Source organism: Bacteroides sp. 90-K9/2 (assembly GCF_047310725.1).
Lineage (GTDB): Bacteria > Bacteroidota > Bacteroidia > Bacteroidales > Bacteroidaceae > Bacteroides > Bacteroides vicugnae.
This window is the reverse complement of the sequence record NZ_JBCGVL010000001.1, coordinates 414649-433538: the sequence shown is the minus strand read 5'-3', so window position 1 is coordinate 433538 and position 18890 is coordinate 414649. Positions and strand designations below refer to the sequence as shown.

The 18890-nt window shown below is 41.4% G+C and carries 19 protein-coding genes and 1 tRNA gene; 10 read left to right on the top strand and 10 right to left on the bottom strand.

Features of this window, described 5'->3' with window-relative positions:
* Positions 1 to 189: 189 nt before the first annotated feature.
* Positions 190 to 2184 (top strand): fructose-1,6-bisphosphatase, encoded by a 1995-nt coding sequence (locus tag AAHJ11_RS01715; protein WP_413578987.1) that lies wholly within the window; start codon positions 190 to 192, stop codon positions 2182 to 2184.
* A 219-nt stretch (positions 2185 to 2403) separates the two neighbouring features.
* Here AAHJ11_RS01715 and AAHJ11_RS01710 read toward each other — a convergent pair whose 3' ends face one another.
* The 5 genes from AAHJ11_RS01710 to AAHJ11_RS01690 form a co-directional block, all read right to left on the bottom strand.
* Entirely contained in the window at positions 2404 to 3552 is a 1149-nt protein-coding gene (locus AAHJ11_RS01710) for an LA_2272 family surface repeat-containing protein (protein WP_413578986.1), read from the bottom strand.
* A gap of 49 nt (positions 3553 to 3601) precedes the next feature.
* Entirely contained in the window at positions 3602 to 5260 is a 1659-nt protein-coding gene (locus AAHJ11_RS01705) for an AMP-binding protein (protein ID WP_148367330.1), read from the bottom strand.
* Positions 5261 to 5513: 253 nt separating this feature from the next.
* Positions 5514 to 6584, bottom strand: coding sequence for a GDP-L-fucose synthase family protein (locus AAHJ11_RS01700; RefSeq protein ID WP_074559690.1), 1071 nt, complete (start codon positions 6582 to 6584; stop codon positions 5514 to 5516).
* 100 nt (positions 6585 to 6684) lie between these two features.
* A complete protein-coding gene (gene gmd / locus AAHJ11_RS01695) occupies positions 6685 to 7755 on the bottom strand; it encodes a GDP-mannose 4,6-dehydratase (protein WP_117933029.1) in 1071 nt (356 codons plus the stop codon).
* Between the two features lie 93 nt (positions 7756 to 7848).
* Complete coding sequence (locus tag AAHJ11_RS01690) at positions 7849 to 9018, bottom strand: dicarboxylate/amino acid:cation symporter (protein ID WP_074559687.1); 1170 nt, start codon at positions 9016 to 9018, stop codon at positions 7849 to 7851.
* A 109-nt stretch (positions 9019 to 9127) separates the two neighbouring features.
* On the opposite strand from AAHJ11_RS01690, the gene gnd reads away from it, so the two are divergent.
* The 4 genes from gnd (at position 9128) to AAHJ11_RS01670 (ending at position 14066) form a co-directional block, all read left to right on the top strand.
* A complete protein-coding gene (gnd, locus tag AAHJ11_RS01685) occupies positions 9128 to 10603 on the top strand; it encodes a decarboxylating NADP(+)-dependent phosphogluconate dehydrogenase (RefSeq protein ID WP_148367328.1) in 1476 nt (491 codons plus the stop codon).
* Positions 10604 to 10846: 243 nt separating this feature from the next.
* Complete coding sequence (zwf, locus tag AAHJ11_RS01680) at positions 10847 to 12343, top strand: glucose-6-phosphate dehydrogenase (RefSeq protein WP_148367371.1); 1497 nt, start codon at positions 10847 to 10849, stop codon at positions 12341 to 12343.
* Positions 12340 to 13071, top strand: a complete 732-nt coding sequence (gene pgl / locus AAHJ11_RS01675) for a 6-phosphogluconolactonase (protein WP_167511895.1) — start codon at positions 12340 to 12342, stop codon at positions 13069 to 13071. The genes zwf and pgl overlap by 4 nt, the downstream gene beginning before the upstream one ends.
* Before the next feature lie 44 nt (positions 13072 to 13115).
* Entirely contained in the window at positions 13116 to 14066 is a 951-nt protein-coding gene (locus tag AAHJ11_RS01670; RefSeq protein WP_320974468.1) for a Dyp-type peroxidase, read from the top strand.
* Between the two features lie 22 nt (positions 14067 to 14088).
* On the opposite strand, the gene AAHJ11_RS01665 is transcribed toward AAHJ11_RS01670, so the two are convergent.
* Positions 14089 to 14301 (bottom strand): hypothetical protein, encoded by a 213-nt coding sequence (locus tag AAHJ11_RS01665; RefSeq protein WP_099145872.1) that lies wholly within the window; start codon positions 14299 to 14301, stop codon positions 14089 to 14091.
* A gap of 315 nt (positions 14302 to 14616) precedes the next feature.
* Here AAHJ11_RS01665 and AAHJ11_RS01660 point away from each other — a divergent pair, with 315 nt between their 5' ends.
* Entirely contained in the window at positions 14617 to 14799 is a 183-nt protein-coding gene (locus tag AAHJ11_RS01660) for a hypothetical protein (RefSeq protein ID WP_320974467.1), read from the top strand.
* Here the strand turns inward: AAHJ11_RS01660 and AAHJ11_RS01655 are convergent.
* The 3 genes from AAHJ11_RS01655 to AAHJ11_RS01645 form a co-directional block, all read right to left on the bottom strand.
* Positions 14796 to 15140 carry a hypothetical protein gene (locus AAHJ11_RS01655; protein WP_320974466.1) on the bottom strand — a complete coding sequence of 115 codons (345 nt, stop codon included), beginning with the start codon at positions 15138 to 15140 and terminating at the stop codon, positions 14796 to 14798. The genes AAHJ11_RS01660 and AAHJ11_RS01655 overlap by 4 nt on opposite strands.
* Before the next feature lie 9 nt (positions 15141 to 15149).
* Positions 15150 to 15434: a hypothetical protein gene (locus tag AAHJ11_RS01650; protein WP_413578982.1), complete on the bottom strand. Its 285-nt coding sequence runs from the start codon at positions 15432 to 15434 to the stop codon at positions 15150 to 15152.
* 256 nt (positions 15435 to 15690) lie between these two features.
* Positions 15691 to 16071 (bottom strand): helix-turn-helix domain-containing protein, encoded by a 381-nt coding sequence (locus AAHJ11_RS01645; protein WP_413578980.1) that lies wholly within the window; start codon positions 16069 to 16071, stop codon positions 15691 to 15693.
* Between the two features lie 166 nt (positions 16072 to 16237).
* Here AAHJ11_RS01645 and AAHJ11_RS01640 point away from each other — a divergent pair, with 166 nt between their 5' ends.
* The 3 genes from AAHJ11_RS01640 (at position 16238) to AAHJ11_RS01630 (ending at position 17113) form a co-directional block, all read left to right on the top strand.
* The gene (locus AAHJ11_RS01640) at positions 16238 to 16546 is read left to right on the top strand and encodes a hypothetical protein (RefSeq protein WP_413578979.1); all 309 of its coding nucleotides are present in this window, start codon (positions 16238 to 16240) and stop codon (positions 16544 to 16546) included.
* Between the two features lie 18 nt (positions 16547 to 16564).
* Complete coding sequence (locus AAHJ11_RS01635) at positions 16565 to 16768, top strand: hypothetical protein (protein WP_342989227.1); 204 nt, start codon at positions 16565 to 16567, stop codon at positions 16766 to 16768.
* Positions 16769 to 17042: 274 nt separating this feature from the next.
* Positions 17043 to 17113 (top strand) — tRNA-Lys (locus AAHJ11_RS01630).
* Between the two features lie 224 nt (positions 17114 to 17337).
* Here AAHJ11_RS01630 and AAHJ11_RS01625 read toward each other — a convergent pair.
* The gene (locus tag AAHJ11_RS01625; RefSeq protein ID WP_413578977.1) at positions 17338 to 18159 is read right to left on the bottom strand and encodes a DUF2806 domain-containing protein; all 822 of its coding nucleotides are present in this window, start codon (positions 18157 to 18159) and stop codon (positions 17338 to 17340) included.
* A 471-nt stretch (positions 18160 to 18630) separates the two neighbouring features.
* On the opposite strand from AAHJ11_RS01625, the gene AAHJ11_RS01620 reads away from it, so the two are divergent.
* Positions 18631 to 18828: a hypothetical protein gene (locus tag AAHJ11_RS01620; RefSeq protein ID WP_342989225.1), complete on the top strand. Its 198-nt coding sequence runs from the start codon at positions 18631 to 18633 to the stop codon at positions 18826 to 18828.
* Positions 18829 to 18890: the final 62 nt, after the last annotated feature.

Genomic DNA, 18890 nt, shown 5'->3' with positions numbered 1-18890 from the left:
ATTGAGAAATGATGGATTTGTAAATAAAAAGAAGTCATTTCTTAATCAGGAATCGTTTAAAATAGATAAATTTGTAACTAGAAAAGGAGAGGAGTTAATAAATTCCTTTTTTGAGTTACTAAATGGTAAGTTGTCAACGAATAATAAGTTGCCAATTAATAAATTGTAAATAGTAAAATAGTAAATAGAATGACTGCTCAAAGTAACATAACTCCTGAAAGCATTGTGAGTGATCTCCGTTACCTGCAACTGCTTTCCCGAAGTTTTCCTACCATTGCCGATGCCAGTACGGAAATAATCAACTTGGAGGCTATCTTAAATCTACCTAAAGGGACGGAACATTTCCTGACTGATATTCATGGAGAATATGAAGCTTTTCAGCATGTACTGAAAAATGCTTCCGGTGCGGTAAAACGTAAAGTAAATGAAATATTCGGCAATACTCTCCGTGAAGCTGAAAAGAAAGAAATCTGCACGTTGATTTACTATCCCGAAGAGAAACTCCAATTGGTGAAGGCCCGTGAAAAGGATCTGGACGATTGGTATCTGATTACGCTGAACCAACTGGTGAAGGTCTGTCAGAACGTGTCTTCCAAATATACCCGTTCGAAGGTTCGTAAATCACTGCCTGCCGAATTTTCTTATATCATTCAGGAGTTATTGCACGAATCGTCTATCGAACCGAACAAGCATGCTTATATTAATGTAATTATCAGCACGATTATCACTACGAAGCGTGCCGACGATTTCATTATCGCTATGTGTAATCTGATTCAGCGCTTGACTATTGATTCTCTTCATATCGTAGGAGATATTTACGACCGTGGTCCCGGTGCGCATATCATTATGGATACATTGTGCAATTACCACAACTTCGATATCCAATGGGGAAATCATGATATTCTTTGGATGGGAGCAGCTTCCGGTAATGATAGTTGTATCGCTAATGTGATACGTATGTCCATGCGCTACGGTAATCTGGGTACGCTTGAAGACGGGTACGGAATCAATTTGCTTCCATTGGCTACTTTTGCAATGGATACGTATGCCGATGATCCTTGCACGATCTTCATGCCGAAAATGAACTTTGCCGATGCTCATTATAATGAGAAGACTTTGCGTCTGATTACTCAAATGCATAAAGCCATTACCATTATCCAGTTTAAGCTGGAAGCTGAAATCATCGACCGCCGTCCGGAATTCGGAATGGCTAATCGTAAACTTCTGGAGAAGATTGATTTTGAACGTGGTGTCTTTGTGTACGAAGGAAAAGAATATGCTTTGCGCGATACCAACTTCCCGACTGTAGACCCGGCAAATCCTTACCGGTTGACTGAAGAAGAACGCGAATTGGTAGAAAAGATTCATTATTCATTTATGAATAGCGAGAAATTGAAGAAGCATATGCGTTGTCTGTTTACCTATGGCGGCATGTATCTGGTTTCAAACTCGAATCTTCTTTATCATGCTTCTGTTCCTCTGAATGAGGATGGCAGTTTTAAGCATGTCAAAATACGTGGAAAGGAATACTGGGGACATAGATTGCTGGATAAAGCCGATCAACTGATCCGTACCGCTTACTTCGATGAAGAAGGAGAGGAGGATAAGGAATTTGCTATGGATTATATCTGGTATATGTGGTGTGGTCCGGAGGCTCCCTTGTTTGATAAGGATAAGATGGCGACTTTTGAGCGTTATTTCCTAGAAGATAAAGAGTTACATAAAGAAAAGAAGGGCTATTATTACACATTGCGTAACCGGGAAGATATTTGTGACCAGATTTTGACAGAGTTTGGAGTTTTAGGGCCTCATTCGCATATTATCAACGGTCATGTGCCTGTGAAAACGATTCAGGGAGAACAACCCATGAAAGCCAATGGCAAGCTTTTCGTTATCGATGGTGGCTTCTCGAAAGCTTATCAGCCGGAAACGGGAATTGCGGGATATACACTTGTTTATCATTCTCATGGTATGCAGCTCGTACAGCATGAACCGTTCCAGTCCCGTCAGAAAGCCATTGAAGAGGGGCTTGATATCAAATCGACCAACTTTGTTCTCGAATTTAATTCGCAACGAATGATGGTGAAAGATACCGATAAGGGAAAAGAACTGGTGACTCAAATACAGGATTTGAAGAAATTGCTTGTTGCTTATCGTACTGGTCTGATAAAGGAGAAGGTTTGAAATGAATGTTATTCCTTTGCAATATGAAATTCAATAACTTTTAGTGCATTGAGTGATTCGTTCCACCTAGGTGGGACTAAACGGTGACCCGGATGGGACGAAAGGAAAACCATGGTGGAACGAAACAAACATCCAGGTGGAACGAATTATCATTAGTAAAGCAATATCTTGATATTAGTGTTTTAATCTTTTCAGCAGTATATCTTGCCCGATTCTTGTTTAGAAAAGAACAATACCTGCTTCTATAATCGCTCCTTTATCATAATTGCTTGATTTATTATAGAATCTGGTTAACCCATAACCGCCTGTCGCAAAGATACCGAACTTCTTGGTAAATTGATATTCCAGATTGGCACGTGCCTGCAATGCGTACAAACGTTTCGGAATCATCTCGTCTTTGTTATCGAACGCCTCGATATGCTGGTAGCCAAGGTCTCCGCTGATGGATAAGCCTTTGTAAAGAGGAAATGACAGACCGGCACGATAGGATGCACTTGCCGAAAACTTATCATTCAATCCTTGATACATGGAGCCGACTCCCAGAATAGTATAAAACAATTGGTTCTTGAAGCGTACACCTATATTGGCAGGTGTTGCATTTCCACCATACACCATCATTTGCACTTTTGTATCAGGATTCGCATTCACCAGTCCGAGTTGGAACCCCTTCATATCTTCCCTGTAATAATTGACAAGGCCTATTTGAAGCCCGCGTGCCTGCGTTGCATAATTACATAATGCTATTTGCACCCCATTCAGTTTCGATGCGGTTATGTTGGCAATTCCTGCAATCTGCAAGCCGTTCATGTGTTCGCCTACTACATTCAAAAGTCCGGAAGCCATCAAACCGCCGAAGCTCTGTCCTGTGATATTTGCCGCTCCGGAAAAGTGTAGCCCCGAAGCCATGTTGCCCGTCACATTCATGAAACCACTCATCATTACCCCCGAGGTATTATCTCCTCCGATGCTGGTTAAGCCGGATATGATTACTCCCTGCGTTCTGTCACCGGTGATATTTACCAGTCCGGCAGCAGAAAGTCCTACGGTGTTGTTACCACTGATATTACTGATACCGGCCAGCTGGACACCCCTCATTGTTCCACCTGCCAGATTGGCTAATCCGGTGATCTGTACTCCGTTCATGTCACCATGTACCACACTTCCCAATGCATTGATGCCCACACCGTTCAGACGGTTCATTGTAGACAGGAGACCGATGTTCACATAAGTCGTCTGTGTACTGTCATGCGGTTGCGTACAAATATCTTTCCAGATGGATATATTAATACCTGCACTCTTGTTCTGTGCCGGTAAACAAACGGCAGCCATTAGTATAGCTGCCGTGAATATTGTTTTCTTTATCTTCATTCCTTTCTCTTTTCGGTTTAAGTTATATCTCTATGCAGCTAACTTTATATTAGCCTTTTGCTTCCTGATATAAATAACGTTTGATGCTCTTCTTCGGTGTCTTTTCGAATTCTTCCGGATAGATTTTCATCTTGGATATTTGGCTGTAGGCCGGTAGCATATCATTCAGTGCCACACGGTTTTCTTCCATTATTTGCTCGATGTCTTCATTCTTGAGACCGTGAGCGAAAGCGTCGTCAAAATCAGGATAAACAAGTCCGACAAGTTTTTCGTTTTGCTGAACGATAATACTTTCAGCCACGTATGGCAGGTTGTTCAATTTATCTTCAATTTCTTCCGGGTAGATATTCTGTCCGCTGGCACTCAATAACAGGTTCTTGCTGCGTCCTCTGATCGTAACATTTCCTTCGGCATCCATCAAAGCCAGGTCACCTGTATGCAGCCATCCGTCTTTGTCGATAACTTCTTGGGTAGCTTCTTCGTTTTTGTAATATCCCAACATCACATTCGGGCCCTTACATACGATTTCGCCAACAATGTTTTCGGGATCAGATGACAACACTTTCACATCCATACGTGGCACAGCTTTTCCGCATGAACCCGGTTTGAATCTTCTCCAATCCTCGTAGCAGATAATCGGACCACATTCCGTCATTCCATATCCTACTGTATAAGGGAAATCAATCATTTTCAAGAACTGTTCTACTTCCTGATTGAAAGCAGCACCTCCTACAATAACAGCTTTGAAGTTTCCGCCGAATGCCTTAATCATTTCTTCGCGTACCGTTGCTTTTATCTTGTCATTGATGATAGGTACTTTTAGTAAGATCTTCATTGCAGGAGTTTCCAGTTTCGGAAGTACGCTCTTCTTGATGATTTTTTCGATGATAAGCGGTACGGCAACAATCAGATTCGGTTTCACCTCTTCGAAAGCTTGGAAAATGATTTTCGGACTCGGCATGCGGGTAAGGAAGTAGATGTGGCAACCCACGGAGAACTCATAAAGGAATTCGAAAGCCAGTCCGTACATATGTGCCATAGGGAGCATGGATACGATCTTATCTCCGGCTTGCAGGTCTAACACTTCAAAAGCAAATTTGGTATTCGACCACAGACTGCGATAGGGGAGCATTACTCCTTTCGAGTAACTTGTTGTTCCTGAAGTATAATTGATAACAGCCAGTTCTTCCGGTTCATCCTTATGATATGCGATATGCTCTGTGCGGAAATTCTTCGGATATTTTTTGCCGAACATTTCGTTCAGATGCTCGCGTGCATAAGTCAGTCGTTCGCTGCGTGACACTAGCAGGGTGAAGTCGTTCATCATCAGGATACCCTCCAGTAGCGGCATTGCCGACTCATTCAGGTTTTCCCATACCATATCTCCTACAAGCAGTAATTTTGCTTCGGAATGGTTGACGATGTTATGTATATTGTCCGCTTTAAATTCATGGAGAATGGGTACAACAACTGCCCCATACGTCAGTGTAGCAAGGAAAGTGACTCCCCAATGAGAGCTGTTTCTTCCGCAAACAGCAATCTTGTCTCCTTTGCGGATCCCACTTTCTTCAAAAATGATATGGAGTTTTTCGATCTTGCGAGCTACGTCTTTATACTGTAATGTTGCACCTTTATAATCGGTCAGGGCATCCAAGTCCCAATTATTTTTGATACTATTCTCAATGTAGGCTATAAAACTTTGTTCCATTGTTTTGCACATTTGGTATTAATTTGTGCAAATATAGCAATTATATTAAGAATGAAGAATTAAGAGGGAAGAATTTTTGGAAATGGGGGAAGGGCGATGCGGTGAGATTGCGACAGGCCGGTAGGAGGAAAGAATATGATTATAGCTAATTTCATTATGCTATAACCAAAAATCATTATGCTATAATCAAAAAAAAATATGCTATAAGCAAAAATAATTCTGCTCATAGCATATTGATTGATTCTTTAGATTCTTATTTCAAGTACCATTCGTACATTCTTTGTACGCCTTCCTCGATTTCAATTTTATGGTGCCACCCCAAAGCGTGCAGTTTCGAAGGATCGGTCAGCTTGCGCATAGTGCCGTCCGGTTTGCTGCTGTCGAAGGTCAGTTTTCCTTGATACCCTACAGTCTCTACAATACGTTCGGCCAGTTGGCGGATGGTGATTTCCTTACCGGTGCCGATGTTGATGTGGCAGTTGCGGATATCTTTGCTACCTTCTTTATAGGTATCTTTGAAGTCTACGTGCTCCATAACAAAGACACTGGCATCCGCCATTTCTTCGCTCCAAAGGAACTCGCGGAGTGGAGTACCTGTACCCCAAAGAGTGACTTCCGTTTCGCTGATTCCGTATTTTTGCAGAATAGCCAGGATTTCTTCTTTCGGACTGTCGCCATTCACACCTTCCACCGGACGCAGATTCATATCCTTACGTACAGCTTCCCAGTTTCCTTCTTTCAGACAGTGTGCCAGATGAATCTTACGGATCATGGCAGGCAGTACATGACTGCGTTCCAAGTCGAAATTATCATTCGGTCCGTAAAGGTTTGTCGGCATCACAGCGATGTAGTTCGTTCCATATTGCAGGTTGAAACTTTCGCACATTTTCAGTCCGGCAATTTTAGCGATTGCATACGGTTCGTTGGTATATTCCAACGGTGAAGTAAGCAATACGTCTTCCTTCATCGGCTGTTCGGCGTCACGTGGATAAATACACGTGCTACCCAGAAAGAGCAACTTCTTTACATGGTGGCGGAAGCTCTCTCCGATGATATTCTGTTGAATTTGCAGATTCTTATAGATGAAGTCGGCACGGTAGATGCTGTTCGCCATGATACCACCTACAAAGGCAGCAGCAAGGAATACATATTCCGGTTGTTCTTCATCGAAAAAATTACGGACAGCCGCGCCATCCAGCAGATCAAGCTCTTTGTGAGTGCGGCCTACCAGATTTGTGTATCCTTTATCCTGCAAATTCTTCCAGATAGCAGATCCCACAAGTCCGCGGTGTCCTGCCACATATATCTTTGCATTCTTTTCCATTCTATCTTTTATTAGTTCACCACAGAGGACGCAGAGGACACGGAGGATTTTATTTTTTCCTCTGTGTCCTCGGTGTCCTCTGTGGTGAAATGAAATTCATTTAGTGTTTGGTAGCAATCATTCGTCTCACTTTCTCCATATCGTGGCGAACCATGATGCTTACCAGTTCTTCGAATGATGTTTTACGCGGATCCCAACCCAACAGTGTTTTAGCTTTTGTCGGGTCGCCCAGCAGCTGTTCTACTTCCGATGGACGGAAATACTTCGGATCAACTTCTACCAGAGATTTTCCGGTAGCTACGTCGATACCTTTTTCATTTACGCCTTCACCTTCCCAACGAAGTTCGATCCCTGCTTCTTTGAATGCTAACGTTGCGAATTCGCGCACCGTGTGCATTTCTCCAGTAGCAATAACGAAATCTTCGGGAACATCATGTTGCAGGATCAGCCACATACATTCGATGTAATCTTTGGCATATCCCCAGTCGCGGCGTGCATCCAGATTACCCAGATACAGTTTGTCCTGTTCGCCCTGTGCGATACGTGCGGCAGCAAGCGAAATTTTACGGGTAACGAACGTCTCACCACGGCGTTCGCTCTCGTGATTGAACAAAATACCGTTTACTGCAAACATACCATAGCTTTCGCGGTAGTTTTTAGTAATCCAGAAACCATATTGTTTGGCTACCCCATACGGAGAACGGGGATAGAATGGAGTTGTCTCTTTTTGTGGAACTTCCTGCACCTTACCGAACAATTCGGAAGTAGAAGCCTGATAGATGCGGGTTTTCTTTTCCAGTCCCAGGATGCGTACAGCTTCGAGCATACGCAACGTACCGATAGCATCTGCTTCGGCAGTGTATTCCGGAACGTCGAACGAAACCTTCACGTGGCTTTGAGCTGCGAGATTGTAGATTTCATCCGGTTGCACCTGTTGAATAATACGAATTAACGAACTAGAATCTGTCATATCCCCATAATGCAGATTAATCGTACGTTTCTGTTTCATGTCGCGCACCCACTCGTCAAAATACAAATGTTCAATACGTCCTGTATTGAACGAAGAAGAACGACGGAGTATACCGTGTACTTCGTAACCTTTTTGCAATAGAAATTCGGCAAGATAAGAACCATCTTGTCCGGTGATGCCTGAAATTAGGGCTTTTTTCATACGCTAATTATTTATATAATTGAAAATGTGGGTGCAAATGTCGGCATTTTTTGTGACCCAGCCAAGTGACTTTCCAATTATTTTTCAGCACAGTCATTCAGCACGGTTTTTTCCCATTATTTTGTCGATAATCAAAGCGATAGCTCCGTCTCCCGTCACATTGCAGGCAGTGCCGAAACTGTCCATGGCGATGTAAAGCGCAATCATCAAAGCTTGTGCCGATTCGTCGAAACCGAGCATGGATTGCAGAATCCCCAGGGAAGCCATGATTGCTCCACCCGGAACTCCCGGAGCGGCTACCATTGTGATACCCAGCATAAAGATAAACCCGGCGAACAGGGGGAAGTCGAACGGCATTCCCTGCATCATCATCAATGCCAGTGCGCAGGCTACGATTTTCAATGTGCTGCCCGATAGATGGATGGTGGCACATAGCGGAATCACGAATCCGGCCACTTCGGCAGATACTCCGTTCTTTTTGGCCTGTTCCAGCGTCACGGGGATGGTGGCTGCGGATGATTGTGTGCCCAATGCCGTGAAGTAAGCCGGCAGCATTTTGATAAGCAATTTGAATGGATTTTTATGCACAAACAATGCCGCAATGGAATACTGAAAAACCAACAGGAAAATATGAAGAACGAAGATGACTCCGATAATTTTAATAAACACCATCAGGATAGAATATACTTGTCCCGAATGTGTCATGTTTAGGAATATGCCGAAAATATAAAGCGGCAGCAAAGGCAGAATGACGGCACTTATCATTCGTACGATAATTTCCTGAAAATCACGTGCCACATTTTTCAATGCGTCGCTGTTGAGTGACGCCAGTCCTAACCCCAGTGTGAAAGCTAAAACCAGGGCTGTCATCACGTTCATCAGCGGCGGAATCGAAACGGAGAAGTAGGGGAGGATTCCCTGCGCTGCGCTTACTTCTTCAAGTGGCGCACCCGGTTCGATAAGTGAGGGAAATATTGTAACTCCTGTGAAGTAGGAGAGAAAGCCGGAAAAAAGAGTAGCGAAGTAAGCGATCAAAGCAGTCAGGAGCAGCATTTTTCCTGCACCTTTCCCGATGTCGGCAATAGCCACAGTGACCAGCCCGACGATAATCAATGGGATAGAGAAATTGAGAAATTCACTGAAAATGCCATTGAACGTAACAAATATTCGCACTAGCGGAGCCGGGAAAACTGTGCCGATGGCAATACCCAAAATGATGGCGATAACGATGCGTGCCAGCAAACCGATTTTGATCTTCTTCATCCTTGATTTTATTTGTAGACTACAAAAATAATGTTTTAATCTAAAATCTTGCGAACAAATGTGCATTTTAAATGTTACTAAGATAAAGAATATTCAAAATATACAAGTTATGGCAAATCAGAATAAAACAGATATCGGACTTATCGGCTTGGCTGTGATGGGCGAGAATCTTGCTTTAAACATGGAGAGTAAGGGATGGCACGTGTCGGTATATAACCGTACTGTTCCCGGAGTAGAAGAGGGGGTGGTAGAGCGCTTCCTGAATGGTCGTGCAAAAGGTAAAAACATCGAAGGATTCACGGATATAAAGGCATTTGTAGATTCGATAGCTATTCCCCGTAAGATTATGATGATGGTTCGTGCCGGAAGTCCGGTAGACGAACTGATGGATCAGCTTTTCCCGTTGCTTTCACCGGGAGACATTCTTATTGATGGCGGTAATTCTAATTACGAAGATACCAACCGTCGTGTCCAACTGGCGGAATCAAAGGGATTTCTTTTCGTCGGTAGCGGTGTGTCCGGTGGTGAGGAGGGAGCCTTGAATGGCGCTTCTATTATGCCCGGCGGTTCGGAAAAAGCATGGCCTGAAGTGAAACCGATTCTTCAGAGTATTGCGGCAAAAGCTCCGGACGGCACTCCTTGTTGCCAATGGGTGGGTCCTGCCGGCTCCGGTCATTTTGTGAAGATGATTCACAACGGTATCGAATATGGTGATATGCAACTGATTGCCGAAGCCTATTGGGTGATGAAAAAGTTGCTTGATCTGACCAATGAGGAAATGGCTGATGTCTTTGCCCGTTGGAACGAAGGCAAACTTCGCAGTTATCTGATTGAAATCACCGCCAACATTCTGCGGCATAAAGACAAATCCGGAGGTTATCTCATTGATAAAATTCTGGATGCAGCCGGACAGAAAGGAACCGGTAAATGGTCGGTTATCAATGCGATGGAACTCGGTATGCCGTTAGGGCTAATTGCCACGGCGGTATTCGAACGAAGCCTTTCTTCACAGAAAGACTTGCGTCACTTGGCTTCCAAGCAATTCCAGTGTCAACATACACAACCTATATATAATAAGGCGGAACTCGTAAAGAATATTTTTTCTGCTCTTTATGCTTCCAAACTCGTCTCTTATGCCCAGGGATTCGCCGTGTTGCAACGTGCTTCCGACGCTTTCGGCTGGCATCTCGACCTGGCTTCCATTGCACGTATGTGGCGTGGGGGATGCATCATCCGCAGTATATTCCTGAACGATATTGCCGCTGCCTTCGAAGCCACCGACAAGCCTAAACACTTGTTGTTGGCTCCTTATTTTAAAGAAGAAATGAAGACATTGCTTCCCGGATGGAAGAGTCTGGCGGCGGAAGCCATGAAAGAAGAACTTCCCGTTCCTGCTTTCTCTTCTGCCCTGAACTATTTCTATTCGCTCACTTCTGCCGATTTGCCCGCCAACCTTGTGCAGGCACAACGCGATTATTTCGGTGCGCACACTTTTGAGCGTAAGGATGAGTTGCGCGGACAGTTCTTCCACGAGAACTGGACAGGCCACGGAGGAGATACGAAATCGGGTACATATAATGTTTAAATAGAAAAATAGTTTTGAAATGATAAATTATATTTCACCACAGAGGACACGGAGGACACAGAGGTTTTATATTTTTATTTACTATGGAGTAACACAGAGTTTCACGTATTTATAATTGTATTTATCGCTCTGTTTTACTTGCAGAAAGAGAGAGAAGAACTCTGTGTTCTCCGTGTCCTCTGTGGTGGACTCATAAATGATTATTTACCATTTCAAAACATAAATCAAAACAATTCTTGAATGATGGATAAATTTGCAATGATAATTTTCGGTGCGTCGGGTGACTTGACCAAGCGTAAGCTGATGCCTGCCCTTTACTCCCTTTACCGTGAAAACCGGTTGACCGGAGAGTTTTCCATATTGGGTATCGGGCGTACGGTCTATTCTGACGATAACTACCGTTCCTATATATTAGAAGAACTGCAACAGTTCGTCAAGTCCGAAGAACAGGACGCAGCTCTTATGGCTTCGTTTGTCTCCCATCTCTACTATTTACCGATGGACCCGGCAAAAGAAGAAGGTTACCCACAACTCCGCCAACGTCTGGTGGAATTGACTAACGAGGTAGATCCGGACAATCTGCTGTTCTACCTTGCCACTCCGCCATCACTTTACGGAGTAGTGCCCATCTACTTGAAAGCTGCCGGACTTAACACTCCCCATTCGCGCATCATCGTCGAAAAACCTTTCGGCTATGATCTCGAATCGGCACTTGAACTGAATAAAACGTATGCCTCTGTTTTCAATGAGCATCAAATTTACCGTATCGACCATTTTCTCGGTAAGGAAACGGCCCAGAATGTACTGGCTTTCCGTTTTGCCAATGGTATCTTCGAACCTCTCTGGAACCGTAACTATATCGACTACGTTGAGATTACAGCCGTAGAAAATCTGGGTATCGAGCAACGTGGCGGGTTCTATGAAACGGCAGGTGCGCTGCGGGATATGGTGCAGAACCATCTGATACAGCTTGTAGCCCTTACGGCTATGGAACCGCCTGCTGTTTTCAATGCAGACAATTTCCGTAATGAAGTGGTGAAGGTCTACGAATCTCTTACTCCATTGAACGATGTCGATTTGAACGAACATATTGTTCGCGGACAATATACAGCCTCCGGTAGTAAAAAGGGATACCGTGAAGAAAAAGGAGTGGCTCCCGATTCGCGCACGGAAACTTATATTGCCATGAAACTGGGCATCAGTAACTGGCGCTGGAGTGGCGTTCCGTTCTACATTCGTACAGGAAAACAAATGCCGACGAAAGTAACGGAAATCGTTGTTCATTTTCGTGAAACACCTCATCAGATGTTTCATTGTGCCGGTGGCAACTGTCCGCGGGCGAATAAATTGATTCTTCGTTTGCAACCGAATGAAGGAATAGTGCTCAAGATCGGAATGAAAGTCCCCGGTGCAGGCTTCGAAGTCCGTCAGGTGACGATGGATTTCAGTTATGCACAGTTGGGCGGTGTGCCTAGTGGCGACGCTTATGCCCGTCTGATAGACGATTGTATTCAGGGTGATCCGACTTTATTTACTCGAAGTGATGCAGTAGAAGCCTCATGGAAATTTTTCGATCCGGTGCTGCGCTATTGGAAAGATAATCCCGACGCGCCTCTTTACGGTTATCCCGCAGGTACGTGGGGGCCTTTGGAAAGCGAAGCGATGATGCATGAACATGGGGCCGACTGGACGAATCCTTGTAAGAATTTGACAAATACAGATCAATATTGTGAATTATGAAAATATCAGTTTTTCCCTCATCTATTGAAACTTCACGAGCATTGATACTCCGCCTGGTGGAAATCATGAATGAAGAGCCGGACAGAGTGTTCAATATCGCAGTCAGCGGTGGTAATACCCCTGCTCTGATGTTCGATTTATGGGCGAATGAATATCTGGAAATCACCCCTTGGGACCGTATGCGGATTTATTGGGTGGATGAACGTTGTGTGCCTCCCGATGATTCGGACAGTAATTACGGAATGATGCGCAACCTTCTTCTGGGCATAACTCCTATTCTTTATGAGAATGTATTCCGCATCCGTGGAGAGGAAAAGCCTGCGAAAGAGGCGGTTCGCTATTCGGAGTTAGTCCGGCAGCAAGTGCCGTTTAAACGTGGTTGGCCCGAATTCGATATTATACTGTTGGGAGCCGGAGATGACGGACACACTTCTTCCATCTTTCCCGGACAAGAAGATTTGCTGACTTCAAACTCTATTTATGTGGTCAGTGCACATCCCCGTAACGGGCAGAAGCGTATCGCAATGACGGGATATCCCATTCAGAATGCCCGCTATGTCATTTTCCTGATTACCGGAAAAAACAAAGCCGATGTAGTAGAAGAAATCTGCCATTCGGGAGACACTGGTCCCGCAGCCTATGTAGCTCATCATGCTCAAAATGTAGAATTGTTTATGGATAAAGGGGCTGCCGCATGTATTGAAGATCCTAATAAAAAGAAGAGTTAGAACATAACTATTTCATTGACGAAACTAATAGAAAAAAGAAGAATATGAATCCTTATCAACATTCATTTGGTGGTAATATCCCGCAAGACGTAGCTGGGAAACAAGGCGAAAATGTTATCTTTATTGTTTATGCTTTAAAAGATTCGCCTGAAACTCTTGACAAAGTAAAAGATGTGTGTGCCAATTTTTCGGCCCTGATTCGCAGTATGCGTAACCGTTTTCCCGATATGATGTTCAGTTGTACCATGGGATTTGGAGCTGATGCCTGGAGCCGTCTTTTCCCGGAACTGGGAAAACCCAAAGAACTGAACACTTTCGAAGAGATAAAAGGCGAGAAGCATACGGCAGTTTCTACTCCGGGCGACTTATTGTTTCATATCCGTGCAAAACAGATGGGATTATGTTTTGAGTTTGCATCTATCATCGATGAGAAACTTCAAGGCGTAGTTGAGCCTGTTGATGAAACTCACGGTTTCAGATATATGGACGGCAAGGCCATTATCGGCTTTGTAGACGGAACGGAGAATCCGGCAGTTGATGAAAATCCCTATCATTTTGCAGTTGTAGGAGAGGAAGATGCTGATTTTGCAGGAGGCAGCTATGTCTTTGTGCAGAAGTATATTCATGATATGGTTGCGTGGAACTCCTTGCCTGTGGAAGAACAGGAGAAAGTGATCGGGCGTCGCAAGTTTAACGATGTCGAACTGTCTGACGAGGAGAAACCTCAAAATGCGCATAATGCCGTCACTAATATTGGTGATGACCTGAAAATAGTGCGTGCCAATATGCCGTTCGCCAATACGTCTAAAGGAGAATATGGTACCTACTTCATCGGTTATGCAAGTACGTTCACTACTACCCGGCAGATGTTGGAAAGTATGTTTATTGGCAATCCGGTAGGCAATACCGACCGTTTACTGGACTTTAGTACAGCAGTAACGGGAACACTTTTCTTTGCTCCTTCCTACGATTTACTGGGTGAACTGGGCGAATAAAAAATAAAAGACTGGAGGAGGATTACACTTTGGTAATCTCCTCCACTACATATTGGTCTTTTACTTTCTTGCAAGTACATACGAAGAATTCCGGATGTTTCAGAGCTCCTTGTAAAGTATCAGGAAGAATCATTTCTTTAGTATGACGGTCCATTGCAACCGTTGCATACAGGATACCTTCGCTCTTGCATTTCTCTATTAATTCACTTTTTAGTTCTTCTACACTATATTCCATTTGTGTGATCCTTTGTCACTGCAAAGTTATGGAAAATATGTATATTTTATGCAATTATATTCCTGTAATAAATAAAAAATAGCTCCCTTGTTCGTCCGCCGACGAGGGAGCTATCAACACAAAAACTAAACTAGACACATTTTTGGAAATCTAGTTGTATATTCTGTATATCAATTATATAGTCCTGCTTTTTTTTATGGTTCGACCATAATTCGACCATTTGCCGTTTTATGTACTATCAAGATTTCTATATTTCATATTTTATATTACTTTAAATGTTATATTTGCGCATTGTCAAACTAAAATAGTGCGTTTATGAAAATGTTTTTTAGAAGCATCCAAAAATGGATGAGAGAGCGTAAAGTTCGTAGAGAACTTAAAAAAGACCAAGATCTCAGGGAACGTTGTGTCGATTATGTTGTAAAAGGTTCTAAGCCTGCAAATGCTTACCTTGCTGATGCAATATATAGATACATTAAAGACGGTTCGATTAGTTAAACTTCTTTTGTAGGTAACAATATTGGAAGCGAGAATTTTATTTTGCTCACAATCTCGTTTTGTGCATTTTCATTAGAGGATGCTCCTACTCCTATTACGCTTGCAAATACACCAACTTTAGCATCACTTCCTTTGTTTTCAGATGTTGTGAGTGATAGATTAAATTCTATATTGGTAAGTACACATTCTTGCCTTCCAATATGTAATGTACCTTTGTTTATACCTCCAATGGAGACTATCGGGTTTACTATGAGGTTAAATTTTGATGTTCCTCCATTTAACTCTGTTACTGCATCTGCTATTTGAGTAACTGTATCTTTTATGAATTCTTTAAGTTCCATATAGATGTTTTATTTGTGAAATGGATCAATAATAGTTTCTTTATTATCAGATGCAATTTTATCTTTCTCTGCTATCTTTTTCAGGAGCCTGATAATTTCCTCTTGGTTAGATACCATTTTGTTAATCTTGTAATACCAGCAAAGTAGTTCTCTGCATACGATAAAGATTATAGCACAGATAAGTAATACCATAAGTACTGAACCGAAACCATCGAATGATGAAGACGGTGCAGGAGCTTGTGCAAATAACACTATGGGTGTTAATGCAAATGAAACTAATGTGATTTTCTTCATTTTGTATTTATTTTATTTATTTCTTTCTTTTTCTTTTCCAGTGACCGTTTACATAGGTTCCATCCTTTTTTGTATATCCATTAACCCATTTATCCGGTCTATCAGTTTGGCTTGAATCAGACATTATGTTATAGTATAGTGCAATAAGAATCAAGCTTATAATAACTGTTGTTATTGGATAGTTAAACAGTACTATAAAGTAAGTGATTACAAATGCTATTTTGAGTACTATAGTATAATATGTCCTTTTCATGGCTTATCCTACATTTCGTTCATTCTTCAACATAGCCAGTTCACCCTTTAATTTCTGGTTCTCTTCCAAAAGACGTTGAGTGAGCATTGTCTTTTCGTTAATCTCATCTTGTAGATTGGCTATTGTATATACTATACTTTTCAATTTGTCCATTCCTGGTTCTGTTTCTTCTTTTTGAATGAGCATGGAACCGGTTCCTCTTAACAACCATTCTGCGGATATTTCTTGGTAGTTATCCAATATTGCATTAATAGTTGAGGTGCTAACCTCACTTACCCCTCCTAATTGTCTACTCAATGTGTTTTGTTTAATACCACATTTGAGGGCAAATGCCCTATCAGATAGCCCCGAATAGGCTATAACTTCTTTAATTCTATCAATCATAAAATTTACTATAAAGTTAATATATCCAAATATGGATAATAAAATAGGTTTTCAGATTTGAAATTATCCATATTTGGATTACATTTGCATCATCAATCAATCAATACTCCAAAAGTATAAAAAATGATTGATAAAACAAATGTGAAACCAAATAAATGTGACAGACATGAAAAGATTTGATTTATCCGAAATAATGAGAAATGCCCATAGAACCTATAAGTATTCAGGCAGGAAGCAGGGGAAAACTTTTGTTGAGGTTCTGAAAGCTACTTGGAGACTTGCTAAACTCCAAGAAAATTTCTCACAGGAAGCCATGAAAGCAAGAACGGATAAATTCTTATCAGAAAGAAACGAGGTAATGAGCAAAGCGGCTAAAGCTACAAGGCATGAGGGGTACAATAACCTCAGTATTCCCGCTTCCGCTTACTATAACTCAAATAGTACTCATTACGGTGCACATTATGTCGGAGATTAATCAAATTATAAAATAATCATGGAAGAACAAAAGAAATCACGTGAGCAGATTCTTGAAGAACAAGTAGAGGAACTGAAGAAAGAGAACGAACAGCTAAGAAAAGAAAGAGCTATGTATGAGGATTGGTGGAGAAAAGTAGATGCTAAAAACTACGAATTGGCGGAGAGTGTCAAGTCCATTGCTACAATAGCTAACTTGATTTGCACCGCTGCTAAATCATAACCCTCACTAAAGTCAAACCAAACCGTCGGTTATCCGGCACCCAGTCCGGTCTTTGAGCCTGCCCTTGAAGGGAGACTGGGAACAACAGAGAAGAGTTCTTTGACATATTGGTAAAATGGTGTTTTGGAAGTCGACACGTGCCGAAAGGGATTACTGATGTAGGCAGGCTTCCCAACGATATAATGCTGTGGTTAATGGTCAAGCCGTATCGTTGTAAAACTAAATCAGTTAGACGTATGTCGGCAAATCGTGGCATTTGCTTTATGTATATAAAAGTGATGTAGCTCAGACAGGTTAGAGCGTATGTTTTACATGAGGTCGGTGGTTCGAATCCGCCCATCACTTCAATGTTTAATTCTTAAAATATAGAATATGAAAGTTGTAAAAAAAATGATAGTTGCGTATCGTTATAAAAAGATGCATTTCTTCACGCAATACGCAACTACGATTATTCAATTTACTGTACCTGATCGCAATCATCCTATATGTACGACTGATGCTGAAGTTAAAGATAAGATTTTTTGTGCTACGAAACATCGAGTTATAGAGATAATTGCTTCATGCAGTATTTAGGTTAATTCAACTTGAATGTTATATCTTGTTTCAATATTCTCTTTTAATTTAATCATATAATCTCTATTTGATTTGCTTTGTACAAGGCTGTATAATTGAATACCAGCATTAGTCAAGCCAAAAGATTGAAATTCAATAGTGTGGTTTCTATACGGAAGTGTAATTGTTAAGGAACTCCCTTTTATTTCAATCTCTTCTTCGTCTATAGAATAAATACATTCAGCTTCTGTAAACAAACCACAATCACATAGAGATAGGAATTGGCTGTATGGATAAATTTTTTTCTCAAATAAAAAGCGAGGGACAATACGATTGTTAAGTATGAATGGACATATTTCAACGAACCATTTTGCCTCATGTACTTCTATATGTTTTAGAACAAATAATGTTCTTTTATTATATGTGTTTGGTGATTTGATTTCACCGGCTAAAATTTTAGACCACAATGTTTTAGCTTCATTATCAGAGATGTCTTTTGCATAATCAAAGAATTGTGATGCCCAATCTACATTAACAGGTTCATCTGATACATTCTCAATTATAGCCAATTCTTCGGCTGCCATTGAATATATATCAGCTATATTATTACATTGTCTTTGCTCTCTAATTGACTTTACAGAGTCGATTGTAGTTGAAAGAAGAGCTTGTTTCATCTGTAGTTTCATATCTAAATTGCAGTTAAGCTCTTTTACTTCTCGTTCAGCTTTTGCTATTCTTTTTATTTGATACGGTTTGAAAAGCCCTGTGCAACCATTACTAAATGTTTCAATAAGTTTTACTAAGGGCTCGGAAAGTCCGACTAAATCTTTTATTTCCATAATAATAAATTTAAAAATTCGACAATGACAAAAATATAAATAAAAATGAAAGGGCATACCCGTTTTTGATTATAAATTTAAAATTCGACACTTTATTTTTATTAGGGTGTGTCCTTTATTCTAACAGCATTTGAAAGGACAAGTTTTTGAAATAATAAACACCCCCACAGTATTGTTTAGGTTATTATCACTAAAATATAATTTACTTATTTGTTTATGAAATTCCCCCAATTTATCAGCAAATACTTAGTCAGGAAAATTAAGATGTGAGTCATTGAGGAAACACAACTTTACGGTGGTTACTGAGAAATAACCTCCTTTATTGTAAATGCACCTTTGAAAGAGTGGCGCATCCGATTGTGGTTTGTCACTCATTTCAAAGATGAATATGGCTCAGGCGATAAGCCTGATTGGGAACGGTTATTGGCCTATCTCACTCATTGAGTAGTCCCATTGATTAATAACATATTTATGATTCAAGTAACAATTAGAAACGATAGTAATGAGAATTTGGAAGATGCCACATTCTCATTACGTGTAGAGAATATGCCGATAAAATCAGCTAAAGTAGTAGCCGAAAAGCTTCCTGCTATGATACAGAAAGCTTTTCGGGATTATGCAGATTGTAAAGTCGGGTTTAATCGAGATAAAAAGAGAGATGATAAATAAATTTCTTCACTTAATTTTTGATTATACACCCCAAAGTTAAGTAAATCCTCCGAATAAAGCGT